The sequence below is a fragment of the Humibacter albus DSM 18994 genome (assembly GCF_000421825.1).
Lineage (GTDB): Bacteria > Actinomycetota > Actinomycetes > Actinomycetales > Microbacteriaceae > Humibacter > Humibacter albus.
In genome coordinates, this window is sequence record NZ_ATXT01000017.1 from 12,346 (window position 1) to 30,716 (window position 18,371).

The 18,371-nt window shown below is 68.3% G+C and carries 15 protein-coding genes and 1 tRNA gene; 15 read left to right on the forward strand and 1 reads right to left on the reverse strand.

The window, feature by feature from the left end; translation table 11 throughout:
• The first annotated feature begins 368 nt into the window (after window positions 1–368).
• The 5 genes from H623_RS20000 to H623_RS0113560 all read left to right on the forward strand — a co-directional run bounded on the left by H623_RS20000 (window position 369) and on the right by H623_RS0113560 (window position 3,696).
• Complete coding sequence (locus H623_RS20000; RefSeq protein WP_051143251.1) at window positions 369–1,505, forward strand: TadA family conjugal transfer-associated ATPase; 1,137 nt, start codon at window positions 369–371, stop codon at window positions 1,503–1,505.
• Entirely contained in the window at window positions 1,502–2,590 is a 1,089-nt protein-coding gene (locus H623_RS0113545) for a type II secretion system F family protein (protein WP_022901477.1), read from the forward strand. The genes H623_RS20000 and H623_RS0113545 overlap by 4 nt, the downstream gene beginning before the upstream one ends.
• 218 nt (window positions 2,591–2,808) lie before the next feature.
• Complete coding sequence (locus tag H623_RS21535; RefSeq protein WP_084486056.1) at window positions 2,809–2,967, forward strand: DUF4244 domain-containing protein; 159 nt, start codon at window positions 2,809–2,811, stop codon at window positions 2,965–2,967.
• Window positions 2,968–3,004: 37 nt separating this feature from the next.
• Entirely contained in the window at window positions 3,005–3,337 is a 333-nt protein-coding gene (locus H623_RS20010) for a TadE family type IV pilus minor pilin (protein WP_169514926.1), read from the forward strand.
• A complete protein-coding gene (locus tag H623_RS0113560) occupies window positions 3,334–3,696 on the forward strand; it encodes an Rv3654c family TadE-like protein (RefSeq protein WP_022901480.1) in 363 nt (120 codons plus the stop codon). The genes H623_RS20010 and H623_RS0113560 overlap by 4 nt, the downstream gene beginning before the upstream one ends.
• Here the strand turns inward: H623_RS0113560 and H623_RS0113565 are convergent.
• Entirely contained in the window at window positions 3,666–3,911 is a 246-nt protein-coding gene (locus H623_RS0113565; RefSeq protein ID WP_022901481.1) for a hypothetical protein, read from the reverse strand. The genes H623_RS0113560 and H623_RS0113565 overlap by 31 nt on opposite strands.
• Before the next feature lie 404 nt (window positions 3,912–4,315).
• Between H623_RS0113565 and topA the strand changes: the two genes are divergently transcribed.
• The 10 genes from topA to H623_RS0113615 all read left to right on the forward strand — a co-directional run bounded on the left by topA (window position 4,316) and on the right by H623_RS0113615 (window position 18,311).
• The gene (topA, locus tag H623_RS20015) at window positions 4,316–7,288 is read left to right on the forward strand and encodes a type I DNA topoisomerase (protein WP_022901482.1); all 2,973 of its coding nucleotides are present in this window, start codon (window positions 4,316–4,318) and stop codon (window positions 7,286–7,288) included.
• Window positions 7,285–7,944, forward strand: a complete 660-nt coding sequence (gene tmk, locus H623_RS0113575) for a dTMP kinase (protein WP_022901483.1) — start codon at window positions 7,285–7,287, stop codon at window positions 7,942–7,944. Before topA ends, tmk begins: the two co-directional genes overlap by 4 nt.
• 25 nt (window positions 7,945–7,969) lie before the next feature.
• Entirely contained in the window at window positions 7,970–9,157 is a 1,188-nt protein-coding gene (locus H623_RS20020) for a DNA polymerase III subunit delta' (RefSeq protein WP_022901484.1), read from the forward strand.
• On the forward strand, window positions 9,154–10,683 hold the full coding sequence (locus tag H623_RS0113585) for an alpha/beta hydrolase (RefSeq protein ID WP_022901485.1): 1,530 nt from the start codon (window positions 9,154–9,156) through the stop codon (window positions 10,681–10,683). Before H623_RS20020 ends, H623_RS0113585 begins: the two co-directional genes overlap by 4 nt.
• 50 nt (window positions 10,684–10,733) lie before the next feature.
• A complete protein-coding gene (locus H623_RS0113590; RefSeq protein ID WP_022901486.1) occupies window positions 10,734–11,393 on the forward strand; it encodes a TetR family transcriptional regulator in 660 nt (219 codons plus the stop codon).
• A gap of 85 nt (window positions 11,394–11,478) precedes the next feature.
• Window positions 11,479–11,551 (forward strand) — tRNA-Thr (locus H623_RS0113595).
• Between the two features lie 283 nt (window positions 11,552–11,834).
• Window positions 11,835–12,818, forward strand: a complete 984-nt coding sequence (locus H623_RS0113600) for a Gfo/Idh/MocA family protein (RefSeq protein WP_022901487.1) — start codon at window positions 11,835–11,837, stop codon at window positions 12,816–12,818.
• A gap of 187 nt (window positions 12,819–13,005) precedes the next feature.
• Entirely contained in the window at window positions 13,006–16,167 is a 3,162-nt protein-coding gene (locus tag H623_RS22290; protein ID WP_022901488.1) for a D-alanyl-D-alanine carboxypeptidase, read from the forward strand.
• A 122-nt stretch (window positions 16,168–16,289) separates the two neighbouring features.
• The gene (locus H623_RS0113610; protein ID WP_022901489.1) at window positions 16,290–17,492 is read left to right on the forward strand and encodes a thiolase family protein; all 1,203 of its coding nucleotides are present in this window, start codon (window positions 16,290–16,292) and stop codon (window positions 17,490–17,492) included.
• Between the two features lie 33 nt (window positions 17,493–17,525).
• The gene (locus H623_RS0113615) at window positions 17,526–18,311 is read left to right on the forward strand and encodes a 3-hydroxyacyl-CoA dehydrogenase (RefSeq protein ID WP_022901490.1); all 786 of its coding nucleotides are present in this window, start codon (window positions 17,526–17,528) and stop codon (window positions 18,309–18,311) included.
• Window positions 18,312–18,371 lie beyond the last annotated feature (60 nt).

Sequence of the window (18,371 nt, forward strand, 5' to 3'; positions counted from 1 at the left end):
GGTCATTTCGAGCGCGCAGAAAACGAGCTGAAAATCCTTCTTGCGCAACCGTCGTGATGGCGTACACTATCGATCGGCCGAATGATAATTCTGGCGTGCGGCGAGCGAGATTCCCCCCAATCCCTCGTCGCTGAGGCGGCACCTGTTCCCCCCAATAGGTGCCGCCCCTTGCATTTAACGAATGCGTTCGCGGGCTGATCGGCGGCGGCTTATCGGCGGAGGAGCCGTGGCGGCCCAAAGCCGTGGGCGCCCGAATTCTGGACCCTATCGGCCTTCCACTTTCCGTCCCCAGAGCGCGCCGTGATCGAGTTGACCACTTCTGCTGGCCGGCTCGGTGCTCGGCCGCTCAGGCGTCTTAGCGTCGTGCCATGTCGCTTTCCCCGCGCTCCACAGTCCCTTTTGTGGCACGTCCGCGCTCGCGGGCGGCGGGGACTGCGACGGCGAGGCGGACCGGATACGTCGCCGACGGCATCGGGGGCGACACACTCGCCGATGCGGCGCCCGCGCTCGAGCCGCGGATCGATGTGCGGAGTGGGCCGGGAGTCGCCGACGAGACGTCGGGTTCGGAAGAGAGCACTGTCCTCGACTGGTCGGTGTTCGGTCCGCTCGCGCCGTACGTCGCCGGCGAGGGTGTCACCGACGTCTTCGTGAACGGTGAGGCGGGCCTCTGGGTCGATGCGGGTTCCGGCGCAGTTCGAGAGGATGCCTGGCACTGCGATGAGCGGACGTTGCGCGTACTCGCCGTGCGGCTCGTGGCGCTCGGCGGCAGGCACGTCGATGAAGCCAGCCCCTGCGTCGACGTGCGGCTCGCCGAAGGCATCCGGGTTCACGTCGTGCTGCCGCCCATCTCCACAGGCGGCACGCTGATCTCCATCCGCGTGCCGCGCCGGGTGAGGTTCTCGCTCGACGAACTGGCCGCCGTGAACATGCTCGGCGAGTTCCGCGGCCGGCTTGAAGCGGCCATCCGTGACCGCGCGAATCTCCTTGTAACGGGCGCTGCGGGCAGCGGCAAGACCACACTTCTGTCCGCATTGCTTGCGACCGCGCCCGCTCAGGAGCGAATCGTGTGCGTGGAGGATGTCGCCGAGCTGCAGGTCACGCATCCTCATGTGGTCGCGCTCGAGGCGCGGCAGGCCAACCTCGAGGGCGCCGGCGCGGTGGGACTCGACCGTCTCGTGCGTGAGGCGCTCAGGATGCGTCCGGATCGACTCGTCGTCGGCGAGTGCCGCGGTGCGGAGGTGCGCGATCTCATGGCCGCGCTCAACACTGGTCACGACGGGGGAGCCGGGACGTTGCACGCCAACTCGATGGACGATGTGCCCGCGCGTCTCGAAGCGCTCGGAGCGCTTGCCGGGATGGATGCCTCCGCCGTGGCGCGTCAGGCCGTGAGCGCCTTCGACCTCGTCGTTCACCTGGAACGCGTCGGAAGTCGACGCGTCGTCGCCTGTTGCGCTGAACTCGTCGTGGATGCTGCCGGTCGGCTCCTCGCGAGGGAGGCAGCATGACTTCCGAACAGGTGAAGCCACAGGCACAGGAAGCAGGCGATGACGCGCGAAGCCGGAAGGACGGCGCCGCGCCGCCGCGGCCAGCCGATCGCCCGAGCTCGAACCCGCCGAAGACGCCGCGACGTCCCGCGGTCGAGGAAGTGGCGGACGTCGCCGGCCGGTTGGCGGTGCTCCTGTCGGCAGGCGTGCCGCCAGCCGCCGCGTGGGAGTACCTCGCGGAGCCCACGCCGCAGCGCAGCGCCGATGCGGTGACCGAACGCGTCATCCGAACCGCAGCGCGTGCAGCCCGTCGTGGAGGTGATGTGCCTTCGGCCATCGCGTCAGCGGCCGATGGCCTGACACGCATAAGAAGAGGAGCGCGCCGCGCCGCGACGACCGAGGTCCGGCAGGCATGGCGCGGTCTTGCGGCGGCCATCCAGGTGGCGACCGGCTCGGGCGCGCCACTTGCCGAGGCTCTGCGGCAGCTGGCTGGTGCGCTCCGCGACCTCGGCCAGGCGGAACGCGACCGTTCGACCGCGCTGGCGGGGCCGCGCGCCACGGCTCGCACGGTGCTTGCGTTGCCCGTGGTCGGCATCCTCTTCGGGGCGGGACTCGGCTTCGATACATTGCACGTGCTTTTCGGCACACCCGCAGGCCTTGGATGCCTGGCTGTCGGTGCCGCGTTGATGCTCGCCGCACGCGCGTGGAACGGGTCTCTTCTCCGTCGAGCGAGCTCGGCACGACCGTTGGCCGGCCTCTCGGTCGATCTGATCGCCATGGCGATGGCCGGTGGCGGATCGATCGTGGGCGCCCGAGCGAGAGTCGCGGATGCCTGCGCGCGTTTCGGTCTGGAGCCACCGCTCGAAGAGACGATCGCGCCCGTTCTCTCGCTGGCTGAACGCGCTGGTGTGGGCACCGCAGACCTGCTCAGCGCAGAGGCGGAACAACAGCGGCGCGACGCGCGAGCGATCGCCCAGGCGGCGTCTGCCGCGCTCGCCGTGCGACTGATGGCGCCGCTTGCGGTCTGTGTGCTGCCCGCGTTCATGGTGCTGTCCGTCGTGCCGCTGGTCATGTCGATCCTGTCGTCCACCATTCGGGGAATCTGAGCCGTGTCCACCGAACGGGCCTGCTCTTCGATGGTCGGGTCGTCGATGCGGCACTCTCGAAGGAGCGGATTCGGTAGATGAAGTCGGGTGGACGAAACAAGGAAAGGAAGACAGAGATGACTTCGAACGAGGGCCGACCGCATCCGGAATTCTGGTCTCACACAAGCGGCGTTCGCAGCGCGAGCGGCCGGACGCCGTGGATCACGAGGCTGGGCCGCATGGTCCGCGACGACACCGGGTCGGCGACCGCGGAGTATGCGGTGGCCACGATGGCCGCGGTGGGCTTCGCCGGGCTGCTGGTGGTGATCCTTCGCGGTGACGAGGTGCGCGGCATTCTGACGGACCTGGTGCGCAAGGCGCTGACGGTGGCGAACTGACGTGATGCGCAGGGCGCTGGCATCGGAGCATGGAAGCGTGACCGCCGAGTTCGCGGCGCTGGTGCCCGCCGTGCTCCTGGTGCTCGCCTTCGGCATGGGCGGGCTCGAAGTCGTGGTGCAGCAGGTGCGAGTGACCGATGCTGCGGCCGACGCTGCTCGGTCCCTGGCCCGGGGCGATGCTGCGGGCGCGGCTCAGTCGCGAGTGGAGACATCCGCGGGGGCGTCTGGGGTGTCCGTGGATGACGTCAGTGGCTTCGTCTGCGTCACCGTGAGCCAGCGGGCCTCGGGACCGCTCTCGCTGGCAGGCCTCACCGTGGAGGGCAAGGGATGCGCCCTGCAAGAAGCCTCGGTCGGGAAGGTCGGATCATGACGTCGTGGAGTGAGCGCGGCTCGGCGAGCGTCGCGGTGGTCGGCCTGTTGGCGGCGTTGATCCTCACGACGGCGGCCGCATTGGGGGCGTGCGCCCTGCTCGCGGCCAAACAGGGTGTGGTGGCCGCGGCCGACGCGGCAGCGCTCGCCGCGGCCGACACGGTGAGCGGTCGCGTTGCCGGCAGCCCGTGTGGGCGGGCAGGCGAAGCCGCCCGACTCAACGGCGCCTCACTGGGAGCATGCGAACTGAGCGGACTGAACGCCCTCGTCAGCGCTCGGCGCGTGATCGCGGGGGTACCGATCGAGGTCTGGGCGCGGGCCGGGCCGCCTCAGTCGAAGACTGCCTCGATGAATCGGTAGTCGACAGCGGTGGGACGGTCAGAGTCGCCCGAATCGGAAGCGAACTCGACTCCGCCGGAGCGCGAGTACACGTATCGCTTGGCTCCGCTTCCGGCGGGAATCTCCAAACGAGGGCGCGGTTCGCCGGTCTCGGCGAAGTCCGTGCGGATGGTCTTGCCCTCGAGGGGGCCGTCGGTCAGTTTCGCGGTGTAGGCACCGTTCGATGAAGTACCCATATGGCCATTGTGCCTTGGCTGTGCCGGGGGTCAACCCCATGACGGGGCCGCGACTGCCGCGAAACGATCGGCGCACGCGAATGAGGCGGTCGGACGGAGAACGTGTGTATCGTGTGCCTGATGAGCGGCGCGGCTCGGACAACGCGGGCCGTCGTCGGCGGGGGAGACGAACGGGGGCGATCGTCGCCGCGTGTTGTCGGGTCCGAATGGTCGTGGTGAGTTCTGCACGTGCCGAGCGAAACCGCGAGATCGAGAGATTGCCTGCGGACCCCGCAGCAGCGCAGCGAAGCGAGAAGGCTCTGAACCCGAGACGGTGGATCCTGTAAGAAACAGGAGACGCGTCAGCGTGGTGAGGACCAGGTGACCCGGTGCGGGTCGCCGACGAAGTGGACATAAGGAGACAGGTGCCCGGGAACAAGCTGGTCATCGTCGAGTCGCCGACCAAGGTCAAGTCGATCGAGAAGTATCTCGGCGAGGGCTACACGGTGGAGGCATCCGTCGGTCACATCCGTGACCTCATCGAGCCGAAGGACATCCCGGCCGAGAAGAAGCGTGGCGCGTTCGGGCAGTTCGGCGTCGACGTGGAGAACGACTTCGAGCCGTTATACGTCGTGTCCGATCGGGCGCGCACGGTGGTCGCCAAACTCAAGCGGCTGTTGAAAGACGCGGACGAGCTCCTGCTCGCGACGGATGAGGACCGCGAGGGCGAGGCCATCGCGTGGCACCTGCTCGAAGAGTTGAAGCCCAAGGTTCCCGTGAAGCGCATGGTCTTCCACGAGATCACGAAGGATGCCATCGAGAAGGCCAAGGACAACACCCGCGACCTCGACATGGCGCTGGTCGACGCGCAGGAGACGCGTCGCATTCTCGACCGCCTCTATGGCTACGAGGTGTCGCCCGTGCTCTGGCGGAAAGTTCGCCAGGGCCTCTCCGCGGGACGAGTGCAGTCTCCGGCGACGCGACTGATCGTGGACCGCGAGCGGGAGCGCATGGCGTTCGTGGCGGCATCCTATTGGGACCTCACCGCGCAGCTCTCCGCCAGCGAGGAAGGCCAGAAGTTCACCGCGCGGCTCAACCGGGTGGACGGGCAACGGGTGGCCACAGGGCGCGACTTCGATGATCGCGGGCAGCTGAAGGGTGACGCGCGCGTCTTCGATGAGGGGTCCGCCGGGCAACTCGTCGACGCGTTGCGTCAGGAATCGACGACGGTGTCGGTCACGAAGCTCGAGACGAAGCCGTTCACGCGGCGTCCTGCGGCGCCGTTCACGACATCGACGCTGCAGCAGGAAGCCGCGCGAAAGCTCCGCTTCAGCGCGAGGCAGACGATGAGCGTTGCCCAGTCGCTGTATGAGAACGGGCACATCACCTACATGCGCACCGACTCGACGGCCCTGTCGGCGCAGGCCGTCAACGCGGCACGCACACAGGCCAAGGCGCTCTATGGCGACGGCTCGGTTCCGACATCGCCGCGCACCTACGCCAACAAGAGCAAGAACGCCCAGGAAGCCCACGAGGCGATCCGTCCCGCGGGCGATGCATGGCGCACGCCGTCGCAGATGGCATCCGTTCTGCGCGGCAACGACCTGCGCCTCTTCGAGCTCATCTGGAAGCGCACGGTCGCCTCTCAGATGGCCGATGCGAAGGGCCAGACCGCGACGGTGTCGATCTCCGCCCACGTGCATTCGGGAGCCCTCGACGGAACGGTCGCCGACCTGAGCGCGAGCGGAACCGTGATCACCTTCCGCGGGTTCCAGCTCGCCTATGAAGAGGGCCGCGACGAGGAGCGCAACTCCGACGCGGCATCCGCCGAGACCAAGCTGCCGTCGCTCACCGAAGGCCAGGAGCTTCTCGTCGGCGATGTCGAGGCGAAGGGGCACGAGACCGCCCCACCGCCGCGTTACACCGAGGCGAGCCTGGTGAAGGAACTCGAGCGGCTCGGCGTCGGCCGCCCTTCCACGTATGCGGCGATCATCTCGACCATCATCGATCGCGGCTACGTTTCCGCCCAGGGCCAAGCGCTCGTGCCGAACTGGATCGCGTTCGCCGTCGTCCGGCTTCTCGAAGACCACTTCGGCGACCTCGTGGAGTACGACTTCACGGCCGAACTCGAGAACGACCTCGACCGCATCGCCGACGGTGAAGAGACCAGAGCCGACTGGCTGAAGGGGTTCTACTTCGGGGCGGACGAGCATCGCGGCCTACGCCAGGTCGTCGACAATCTGGGTGAGATCGACGCCCGTGAAGTGAACTCTCTGCGCGTCGACGACGACATCACCCTGCGCATCGGCCGGTACGGCCCCTACCTCGAAGTGGCGGATGCCTCGAGCCCGGACGCCACGCCCCGTCGCGTCAACATCCCACCGGATCTTGCACCCGACGAACTGACCGCGGCCAAGGCGCGCGAGTTGATCGAAGCGCCCGTGCAGTCGGATCGCGAGCTCGGAACGAACCCCGCGAACGGCAAGCTCGTCGTGGTGAAGGACGGACGTTTCGGCCCGTACGTGACCGAGGCGGACCCGGCACTCGAGTCCACGTCCGACTCCGCGGACGAGACCGCCGTCGACGAGGTCGTCGACCTCGAAACCGGCGAAGTGGGCAGGGCGAAAAAGAAGAAGGCGACGAAGAGCAAGGCGAAGACCGCGGAGAAGCCGCGAACGGCATCCCTCTTCAAGTCGATGGATCCGTCGAGCGTCGACCTCGAGACGGCGCTCAAGCTGCTCGATCTGCCGCGGACTGTCGGCGAAGACCCGGAGAGCGGCGAAGCGATTCTCGCCCAGAACGGGCGCTACGGCGCGTACCTCAAGAAGGGTGCCGACACGCGATCCCTGCCTGGCGAGGATGCCATCTTCGACATCGATCTCGCCGGAGCGCTCGAGTTGTTCGCGCAGCCCAAGTACGGTGCGCGACGTGCCTCCAGCGCCCTCAAGGAATTCGACGCCGACCCGGTTAGCGGCAAGCCGGTGCGGGTGAAAGACGGACGGTTCGGCCCGTACGTCACCGACGGCGAGACGAACGCCACGATTCCTCGTGGCGAGTCGGTCGACGACGTCGACTTCGACCGCGCCGTGCAGCTCCTGGCGGACAAGCGCGCGAAGGGCCCTGTCAAGCGCACCGCGAAGCGGGCGACCAAGACCGCGGCGTCGAAGGCGAAGACGACCACTCGATCGGCAGCGGCGAAGACCGGGAGCGCAGCGACAGGGAAGGCCAAAGCCGGGGCCGCGAAGAAGGCGGGCACGGCGAAGGGCAGCACCGCCAAGGCCAGCGCCGCCAAGGGCAGCGCTGCGAAAACGAGTAAGACGACGACGGGCAAGGCGGGCGTGGCGGGAAGCGCCCGATCCGGCGCGTCGAAGAGCCCGGCGAAGAACGAGGACGCGTGAGCGGCCAGGGACCCCAGTCACCCCGCGGTCTCTTCATCACGTTCGAGGGCGGAGACGGATCCGGCAAATCGACCCAGGCGTCTGCGCTCGCAGAACGGCTGCGCGCCGCCGGCCGAGAGGTGTTGCTGACCCGAGAACCCGGCGGCACCGAGGTGGGGCTCGAGATTCGCGAACTGGTGCTGCATCACACGGGCGACATCGCGTCGCGGGCCGAGGCGCTGCTCTACGCGGCGGACCGCGCGCACCACATCGCCACCGTCGTGCGGCCCGCACTGGATGCCGGCACCATCGTCGTGCAAGACCGCTACCTCGACTCGTCCGTCGCCTATCAGGGCGTCGGCCGCGCTCTCGGGGCCGCGGAGATCCGTGAGCTGTCGCTCTGGGCATCCGAGAATCTGCTGCCCGATCTGACCGTTTTGCTCGACATCGACGAGACGGAGGCGCGGCAGAGGATCGACGCCGCGCACAAGCGGTTCGATCGGCTCGAGGCGCAAGGATCCGAGTTCCACGCTACAGTGCGCACGGCGTTCCTCGCATTGGCCGAAGTGGAGCGCGACAGGTTCCTGGTCGTGGACGCCGCAGCGTCTGCCGATCAGCTCGCCGTCGAGATCGGCGACCGCGTCGACGAGCTCATCAGGGCACGCCAAGCTCGGTGACACCGGCACGCGATAGCGTCGAACCATGCCCGTAGCCGAGACCTCCGTGTGGGAAGACCTCACCGGGCAGCCCGCCGCGATCGCGACGTTGCGAGCCGCTGCCGCAGCGACGTCGTCAGCCTCGATGACGCATGCCTGGCTCATCACCGGCCCGCCGGGGTCTGGCCGCTCCAACCTCGCCTACGCCTTCGCGGCGGCACTGCTCAGCCGCAGCGGGCCGGACGGAGACGCGGCGACGACGCGAGAGGTGCGGGCGCGCACGCATCCGGATCTCAGTGTGCTCAGCACCGAACGCGTGATCATCTCGATCGATGAGGTGCGCGCGCTCGTGACGAGCTCGCAGTTCTCGCCGTCCGTCAGCCGTTACCGGGTGATGGTCATCGAGGATGCCGACCGCATGTCCGAGCGCACCTCGAACGTGCTGCTCAAAGCGCTCGAGGAGCCGCCGGAGCGCACGGTGTGGATTCTGTGCGCGCCCAGCGATGCCGACCTGCTGCCCACGATCCGTTCGCGCGTTCGCACGGTGCGGCTGCGGGTCCCCGCTGTTGCGGATGTCGCCGAGTTGATCGCGCGGCGCGACGGCGTCGGAATGGACGTCGCCGAACGAGCCGCCCGGCACGCGCAGAGCCACATCGGCATGGCACACCGGCTTGCAACGAACGATGAGGCGCGGGCGCGACGCGAGGAGACGCTGGAACTCGCTCTCGGCATCCGCACGGTGGCGGACGTCGTCGGCTGCGCTGCACGGATGCTCGAGATCGCGGGTGCCGACGCGAAGGCCATCACGGACGAGCGCGACGCCGAGGAGCGCGCCGACGCGCTGCAGTCGCTGGGCGTGAGCGAGGGAGCCGCCGTGCCCGCACAACTCCGAAGCCAGCTGCGGCAGCTCGAGGAAGACCAGAAGCGTCGCGCGACGCGCAGTCTGCGCGACGGGATCGATCGCATCCTCACCGACCTGCTCTCGCTCTACCGTGATGTGCTGCTGCTGCAGCTGGACGCGGGAGCCCCGCTCGTGAATGCGGAGCTCGAAGAGAAGATGCGCCGGGTGGCGAGGGCGTCGACGCCTGCACAGACGCTGGCCACCATGGACGCCGTGCAGGCGGCGCGCGAACGAATCGCCGGCAACGTGATGCCGGCGCTCGCGCTGGAGGCGATGCTGGTGTCGGCACGCCGCCCGAGGAACCCCGACGGGGCGGGAAGGGACTTCCGATGACGACAGCGAGGCGATGGTGGCGCGCCACCGCCGCGGTCGCGATAGCCGCCGTGCTGTCCCTCGGGCTGAGCGGTTGCTTTCCCACGGCGAAAGCTCCGTCGACCTCGACGCCCCGGCCGGAGAAGGTATCGTCGGCGCTCGCTCCGTTCTACGGCCAGCACGTGCAGTGGAGTACGTGCGGCAAGTTCCAGTGCGCGCACATCACGGCGCCACTGAACTGGTCGCAACCGGGTTCCGGAAGCATCAAACTGGCGTTGATCAGGCACTACGCCACCGGCAAGCGCCTCGGATCCCTCTTGGTCAACCCCGGCGGCCCCGGCGGTTCCGGAGTCGATTTCGTGCGCGACTCGCTCGACTACGCGGTCGACTCGGATCTGCAGGAGCACTACGACATCGTCGGCTTCGACCCTCGCGGAGTCGGACAGTCGACGGCGGTCAAGTGCTACGACGCGTCGAAGATGGACGACTATCTCTTCGGCATCACGCCGGGCGCCCGAGGATCCGCGCGGTGGATCCAGGAGACCACGACCGAGGCGCGCGGATTCGCCGACGCCTGCAAGCAGAACACCGGCGATCTGCTCGCACAGGTCGGCACGACGAGCGCCGCGCGCGATCTCGACCTCATGCGTGCGGTGCTGGGGGACGCCAAGCTCAACTACCTCGGGTACTCCTACGGCACGCTGCTCGGCGCGACGTACGCCGGCCTCTACCCGAAGAAGGTGGGGCGCATGGTGCTCGACGGCGCTCTCGACCCGGCCTCCAGCAACTTCGACGTCAACCTCGGACAGTCCGTCGGCTTCGAGAACGAGCTGAAGTCCTATCTCAAGCAGTGCCTGGGGGAGAGGGACTGTCCGTTCTCGGGAACGCTGAACGACGCGCTGAACACGGTGGCAGACATCCTCAAGTCCTTGGATGCCAGTCCCATCCGCAACTCCGACGGTCGCGAACTCGGGGCGGACACCATGGTGACGGCCATCATCTACCCGCTCTACGATTCCAGTGCGTGGGACACCTTGAACACCCTCTTCAAGGACGTCATGTCGGGCAGCGCGAGGGTGGCGTTCATTCTGGCGGATGCCTACTACGACCGGTCATCGAACGGCACGTACTCCGACAACTCGACGGAGGCGTTCACCGCGATCAACTGCCTCGACTATTCGGTGAACGCGGACCCCGCCAGCATGCGTGAACAGGCGGCCGAGCTGGCCAAGGCGGCGCCCGTGATCGGGCCCTACATGTCGTACGGCGACATCGGATGCGCCGCGTGGCCGTACAAACCGACGCGCACGCCCGCTCCCATCCACGCCGCTGGCGCGGGCCCCATCCTGGTGGTCGGCACGACGGGCGATCCGGCCACGCCCTACAAGTGGGCGGTGAGCCTGGCGAAGCAGCTCGACAGCGGTCAGTTGATCACGTACCACGGGCACGGGCACACGGCCTACAACAAGTCGAACTCCTGCGTGAACGACGCCGTCGACGACTACTTCGTGAACGGGACCGTGCCGACAAGCGACCCGGAGTGCTGAGGCGCCAGCCCTGGGAACCTCCTCTGCGCACTCGCTGGGATACTGGAGACGTGACCTTCGCGACCTCCGCCACGCAGGCGACCGGGGGCGTGCGCGAACGCAAACGGCTGGCGACGCGCAACGCCATCCAGCACGCCGTGCTCACGCTGGCACTGGAGCGCGGATTCGACGGAGTCACCGTCGAGGAGATCAGTCACGAGGCCGGCGTTTCGCCGCGCACCTTCTTCAACTACTTCTCGACCAAAGAGGCCGCGGTGCTGGGCGACGTGCCCGAGATGCCGAGCGAGGCCGTGGTCGACCGATTCATCCAGGCGGGACCCGAGCAACCGATTCTCACGGGCATGCGCAACTTGCTGATCGAGACGGTCGACGAGGGCGCGCCCTCACCGAACGGCGCGGAGACCGAGATGCTGCGTCGACAACTGATGCGAGAGCATCCGTCGCTCTTCACGCTGCGCATGGCGAGCATGAAGCAGCTCGAGCAGGACCTGTGCTCCGTGGTGGAACGACGCCTCGTGCGCGACGACCCCACGCTGAACGAACGCCAGGAAGACCTGCGAAGTCGCGCCCGTCTGGTCACTTTCGTGGCGTTCGCCGGCATCAGGCACGCCTGGTCGTGCTGGGCCGAGCGCGGCGGCAACGGCACGCTGAGCTCACGGATCATCGAGTCGTTCGATGAGATGACGACGCTCGCTCGCGAGTACCTCTGAGCCGGATCCGTGGTGGTCGAGGTGGTCGGAACCTCCTTTCGGATCCGCTAAGCTTGTCTGCTGTGCGCACGGGCAACCGTGCCCCGCCGCCTTAGCTCAGTCGGTAGAGCGATTCACTCGTAATGAATAGGTCGTCGGTTCGATTCCGACAGGCGGCTCGAAATGAGGAAGAGGGTCCCGAGAGGGGCCCTCTTCCTCATTTCGGCCTGAGTGCAGTAGTCGAGCCGGGGCTTAGGCTTATCGGCCAGGCAGGGTGGCCCCGGTCAGGCACTGCGCCCACTTGACAGGACATCGGCCCGAGTACATGCCGGATCGGCATGTACTCGGCGGGAGAGCGCGAACCGTCATGTCGAGAGGAGCCGTCTCGGCCGCTCGGGCGGCGCCCCGCCCCGGTACGCTGGCGGCATCTGTTCGAGGCGGCAGACCGATGACGGGGGAGCGATGAGCGATATCAGGTGGGGCATCCTGGCCACGGGCGGCATCGCCCACACGTTCGCCAAAGACCTCATCGACGACGGTCACGAGATCGCTGCCGTCGGGTCGCGGGCTCAGGAACGCGCGGATGCCTTCGCTGACGAGTTCGGCATCCCCACCGCCCGCGGTTCCTATGAAGACCTGGTGGCCGACGACGACGTCGACGTCGTCTACGTGGCCACGCCACATCCGGAACATGCAGCGAACGCGCAGCTCGCGCTGAGCGCCGGCAAGCACGTGATCATCGAGAAGCCGTTCACGCTCAACGCCGCGGAGGCGAGACGTGTCGTCGACCTCGCGGCCGAGCGCAACCTGCTCGTCATGGAGGCGATGTGGACGCGGTTCCTGCCGCACGTCGAGCGCATCCGGTCTCTGGTGAGCCGAGGCATCCTGGGCGACGTGAGGGAGTTCGCCGCCGATCACCAGCAACTGCTGCCGAGCGATCCGCACCACCGCATCAACGCGCTCGAGCTCGGCGGAGGAGCGCTGCTCGACCTCGGCATCTACCCGATCTCGTTCGCTTCCCTGCTCTTCGGGGAGCCGCAGACCGTGCACGCGGCCGCACGATTCCGATCGACCGGGGCCGACGCTGCCACGCACGCGCTCTTCGGCTACGGAGACCGGGCACTGGCGACCGTGCGATGTGCGAGCGATCTGCGGGGGGCGAACACCGCGACCATCACCGGGACGCGCGCCCGCATCGAACTCGACGCCGTCTGGTACACGCCGACGAACTTCCGCCTGATCGACCCGCACGGCGAAGTGATGGAGGAGTATAAAACCCGCATCACCGGCCGGGGCATGCAGTTCCAGGCGCGCGAGGCCGAGCGGCTGATCGAGGCGGGGCGCACCTCCAGCGACCTGATGCCTGCGGAGGAATCGGTGGCGATCATGCGCACGATGGACGCGGTGCGGGAGCGCATCGGGCTCGTGTATCCGCAGGAGCGCTGAGTCGCAATGCTGGGCAGCGACGCTGAGCGCCAGCGCTGAGCAGAAGTGCTGGGTAGGAGCGCTGAGCAGCAAGGCCGAGAAGCAAGGCCGAGCAGCAACGCTGTGAAGCAACGCTGTGCAGCAACGCTGAGAAGGGCATCCGTCGCGGCAGCGGCCGCTCCCAGGTGTGCTGGCTACACTCGGCGGAATGCACGACGAGTCTCCCCGGTCGCGCCGTGGCGGTCATCCCGATGATGCCGCCGACTCGGGCTTCGACGCGCTCGGTCTGAGCGATCTCTTCGGCGACCCCACGCGCGAGATCCCCGTCGTGGATGCCCGCCCCGCCGACCCAACGCGCCCCATCGTTCCGCCGGTGCGGCAGCAGGGGGCACGGCCGCAGCAGCCGGTGGCCCCACCGCCGCAGCCGACCACTCCTCGGTCGCCGCAACAGCCTCTGCAGCAGGCTCCCGAAGCCTGGACCCGGCCGCGCTGGGACGAGGCCACTCCCGCGCACGGTGTCGAGGCATCCTCGTTCACGCCAGCGCCTGTGGAATTCGAACCCGTGGATGCCCCGGCTTCCGGTTCGCTCGCCGGTCTCGCTCGTCCGTCATGGTTGTCTGAACCGCCGGAGGACGTGCCCGATGGTGATGAGGCGCGATCGGATCGCGACTCCCGAGAGGCTGCCCCCGTCTCACCGCCGCTGGGATGGTTGTCGACCGATACCGCGGCGACCGCCATCGCCGCGTCCGCAGAGGCGTCGGCGTTCTCGTGGTTCGCGCCGGAAGCGGCAGCATCGACGCCCGGCGTCATTCCTTCGCCTGAAACGACGCCGAGGGAACCTTCGGCGACCCCACGGGCTGTGACGGACGAGCCGGCAGCGACCGAGCCGGGAGCGCCCGAGCTCGCAGCGACGGAGCCGGCGGCGATGGAGGCTCCGACAGCTGATCCTCTGACAACGGCATCGATCGCGGCCATGTCCCCAAGCGACGCCGCACCAGAGCCCGCCTGGCCGTTCGGCGACCGAGAGCCCGTCAAGCCGGACACCGACGTGTTCGCCGTGCTCGGACTCGGCGCCGACTCACAGGACGAGACCGGCCAGCAAGCCGAGACCGGCCAGCGGGCCGAGACCGGCCAGGAAACCAAGACCAGCCGGACGCACGATGTTGCCTTCGCGCCCGCGACCGCCACTGAGGACGACACCACGGCGTACGAGGCCGGTCCGCCGTCGAGCGCAACCTTGGCGTACGAGGCCGGCCCGCCGTTGAGCGCAATGTCGGCGTACGAGGCTGGCTCCCCATTCGGGGCAGCCTCTACGGCCGACCCCCCATTCGGCGCAACCTCTACGTATGAAACCGTTTCCGCGGCGGATGCGGCGTCGACGTACGACGCGAGTTCCCGCTCTGACGGGCACGCCCACGACACGGTGCCACTTCGGGCGCGCGACCTTCCTCCGGAAGTGGAGAGGCTCGATGGCGCGGGTGCGGGGACGGCCTCTGTGGGCGATTCGACACGAGTCGACGCGGGCGCCTCCGGCATCGGTGTACGGCTCGCGTCGGCATTCGATCGCGGACGCGGTCGCTCTGCGATGGACGGATCGGGTAGCTCAGACGGATCGGGTAGCTCAGACGGATCGGGTAGCTCAGACGGATCGGGTAGCTCAGACGGCTCGGGCAGCTCAGATGGCTCGGGCGGTTCAGCCGCCTCCCTGAGCGCCGCTACCGCGGGCACGGCATCCGGTCTCGGCGCCGCCCGCATGAGCGGCGCAGGTCACGGTGGTGCCGGTGGCTCTGGCCGAGGCGGCTCTGGTCGAGGTGGCTCAGGTCGAGGTGGCTCAGGTCGAGGTGGCTCAGGTCACGGCGGCGCGGGCAGCGGCGGTTCGGGCCGCGGCGGCCCGGGCGGCGGAGGACGTTCGGGCGGATGGGGCAAGCCATTCGCAGGCATCCTGGCGTGGATTCGCAACAACCCTCGCACTTCTCTGATCGCGGCTGTCACGGTAGGTGTTCTGGTGCTCGGTGCCGTGTCGTTCGGTGTCGGCGCCGCGACTGCGCCGGCGCACGCGCTCGCCGGCATGACGACAACGGCGACGCCGAGTTCGACGCCCTCGGCCAAGCCGACCGTGCGCCCGACGCCCAGCCCTATCGCGTCGGCGAGCAAGATCCGCACGTGCTCCGTGGCCGACTATGCCTCGGCCTCGGGCTTCGGCACGCTCGAAGCGCAGGTGCGCAACGCCTCCACGGGTGAGGTGCTGTACGACCGCAACGGTTCGAATCCCGCTCCCACCGCGAGTGTCTTGAAGATCCTGACGGCGGCCGCCGCGTTCAGCGTGCTCGGCTCCGACTATCGCGTGTCGACGACGGTCGTGAAGGGTTCCCAGCCCGGTCAGATCGTGCTGATCGGCGGCGGCGACGTCACGCTGTCGCGACTGTCGTCCGGCGAGCAGTCGTTCTATACGGATGCTCCGCATCTCGACACGCTCGCAGCCCAGGTGAAGCAGGCCTGGGACGCCGACCCGTCGAACGCGGGCCAGCCGATCACGTCGCTCGTCGTCGACACTTCGCTGTTCGGCGGTCCTGAGTGGCAGCCGAGCTGGGATGAGAACGAGGAGCGCGTCGTCGAAGGCTCGACCCCGTACATGACGGCGCTGATGGTGGACGGTGACCGGGACGACCCGACGGCGGTCGAGTCGCCCCGCAGCACCGATCCGGTCGGCAGGGCAGCGAACGCGTTCGTCGACGACCTGGGCGGCGGAATCAGCATCTCCTCCGGCACGGCACCCTCCGGTACGACCCAGCTCGGCCAGGTGCAGTCGCAGCCCGTCTCGGCGCTCGTGGAGGAGGCGCTGACCTACTCGGACAACACGATCATGGAGGAACTCGCTCGCCTCGTGGCGATCAAGACCGGGGCGGGCAACACGTTCTCGGCCATCAATGCGGGTACGCGCAAGGGTCTGGAGACCTACGGCATCCCGGAGACCGGGCTGTACTTCGCCGACGGTTCCGGCCTGAGCGCCGACAACAAAGTCCCCGCCTCGTATCTGACCCAGTTCATGATCAAGGTGCTGAACCGCGAGGGATCGCTCGGCGCGATCTACGACGGTCTGCCCATCGCCGGGCAGACCGGAACCCTCGGCCCTGGTTACGGCAGGTTCGACGACTCGTTCTCATCGATCGCCGTCGGCCACGTGAACGCGAAGACGGGGTGGATCAACACCTCGCGCACGCTCTCCGGCGTGATCCACGCGCAGGACGGGACGAACCTCACGTTCGCTATCTATGCGCTCAACTACTCCAGCGACTACTACGCCCTGTCCGCCATCGACGACCTCACGGCTGCGTTCTACAAGTGCGGCAACAACCTCTCGAACAACTGAGGGGGTCCTCGCCGCGTGAGGGACCCGCGCGCCGTGAGCGGCGCGTGGAGAGCGGTGGGGAGAGGTGAGAGTCCGACTGCGGTGCTGCCCGGGGCATCCATCGCCGGCCGTAGGCTGGAGCAATGAGCGTCGAAGAAGCCGTGATCATCGATGTCGTGCGCACCCCGAGCGGCCGCGGCAAGCCAGGTGGGGCGCTGAGCGGCATCCATCCCGTTGATCTTCTCGGCGATCTGCTCGCCGAACTCGTGCGCCGCAACGACCTCGACCCGGGCGCGATCGACGATGTGATCGCCGGATGCGTGGGCCAGGCCGGTCCGCAGTCGTTCAACATCGCGCGCAACGCGGTGCTCGCCGCCGGGTTCCCGGAACACGTGCCCGCCACCACGATCGACCGGCAGTGCGGGTCGAGCCAGCAGGCGGCGCACTTCGCCGCGCAGGCGATCATGGCCGGCGTGCAGGATGTCGTGATCGCGTGCGGTGTGGAATCGATGAGCAACGTGCCGCTCGGCTCCTCGACGATGGGTCGCGACCCGTACGGCGAACGGATCGCGCAGCGCTACCCCGACGGTCTGGTCAGTCAAGGCGTCTCGGCCGAGCTCATCGCGCAGAAGTACGGGTTCACGCGCGACGATCTCGACGAGTTCAGCGCGCGCTCGCATCGCTTGGCGGCGGAGGCGACCGAATCGGGTGACTTCGGTCGGGAACTGGTGCCGGTCGAGGCCCCGGATGCCTCCGGCGGCACTCGCATCGTGGACGTCGACGAGACGGTGCGGCCCTCGACCACCGTGGACGGGCTGGCCGGGCTGAGCCCGTCGTTCCGCACGGATGCCCTCGCCACGCGCTTCCCGGAGCTCGACTGGAAGATCACGCCCGGCAACTCCTCTCCGCTGACCGATGGCGCATCCGCGGCGCTGATCATGAGCGCCTCGCGCGCCGAGCAACTCGGGCTGACGCCGCGCGCGCGGTTCCACGCGTTCGCCGTGACCGGAAGCGACCCGCTCTACATGCTGACCGGCGTGATGCCGGCGACCGAGCGCATCCTCAAGCAGACCCGACTGAACCTCGACGAGATCGATGCGTACGAGGTGAATGAAGCGTTCGCGCCGGTGCCGATGGCGTGGCTGCGCGAGTTCGGCGCCGATCCGGAACGACTGAACGCGGATGGCGGAGCGATAGCACTCGGGCATCCGCTCGGGGCCACGGGAGCACGCCTGCTGGGAACGTTGCTCGCACGACTCGAGCGCACCGGGGGCCGCTACGGGCTGCAGACCATGTGCGAGGGCGGCGGCATGGCGAACGCGACGGTCATCGAGCGCCTGGGCTGACCAGCGCACGCGAAACCACATCAGGAGGGATATATGCAGATTCAGGAATGCAGTGCGATCGTGACCGGCGGTGCGTCGGGGCTGGGCAACGGCACCGCTCGTGTGCTGGCCGATGCAGGCGCGAAGGTGGTCATCGTCGATCTGCCGTCGTCGCGTGGCGACGAGGCCGCGGCGGAGTTCGGCGGCACGTTCGTGCCCGCCGACGTGACGAACGCCGAACAGGTGCAGGTCGCGGTAGACACTGCGCAGTCGCTGGCACCGCTGCGCATCACGGTCAACTGCGCGGGGATCGCCACCGCGGGACGCACGGTCGGCCGCGAAGGGCCGCTCGGACTGGAGGGGTTCGAGCGCACCATTCGCATCAACCTCATCGGCACGTTCAACGTGACGCGCCTGGCCGCGGCGGCGATGGCATCCAACGACCCCGTCGAGAGTCAGTCGCTGCCCGGCGTTCCGGCGACGAAGGAGCGCGGCGTCATCGTGAACACCGCGTCGGTGGCGGCGTTCGACGGCCAGATCGGGCAGGCCGCGTATTCCGCGTCGAAGGGCGGCGTGGCATCCATGACGCTGCCGATCGCCCGCGATCTCTCGAAGCTGCTCATCCGCGTAATGACCATCGCGCCGGGAATCATGAAGACGCCGATGATGGCCGGCATGCCTGACGACGTGCAGCGGTCGCTGGAGGAGCAGATCCCGCATCCGTCGCGCATGGGGACCCCCGGCGAGTACGCGGCCCTGGTGAGGCACATCGTGGAGAACCCGCTGCTGAACGGCGAGGTGATCCGGCTCGACGGCGCGATCCGCATGCAGCCGAAGTAGGCCGCGCCGCGCGTGCGTCCGGCGTGCGCTACCAGCGCGTGCCGGTTTGTTGTCGGGCCA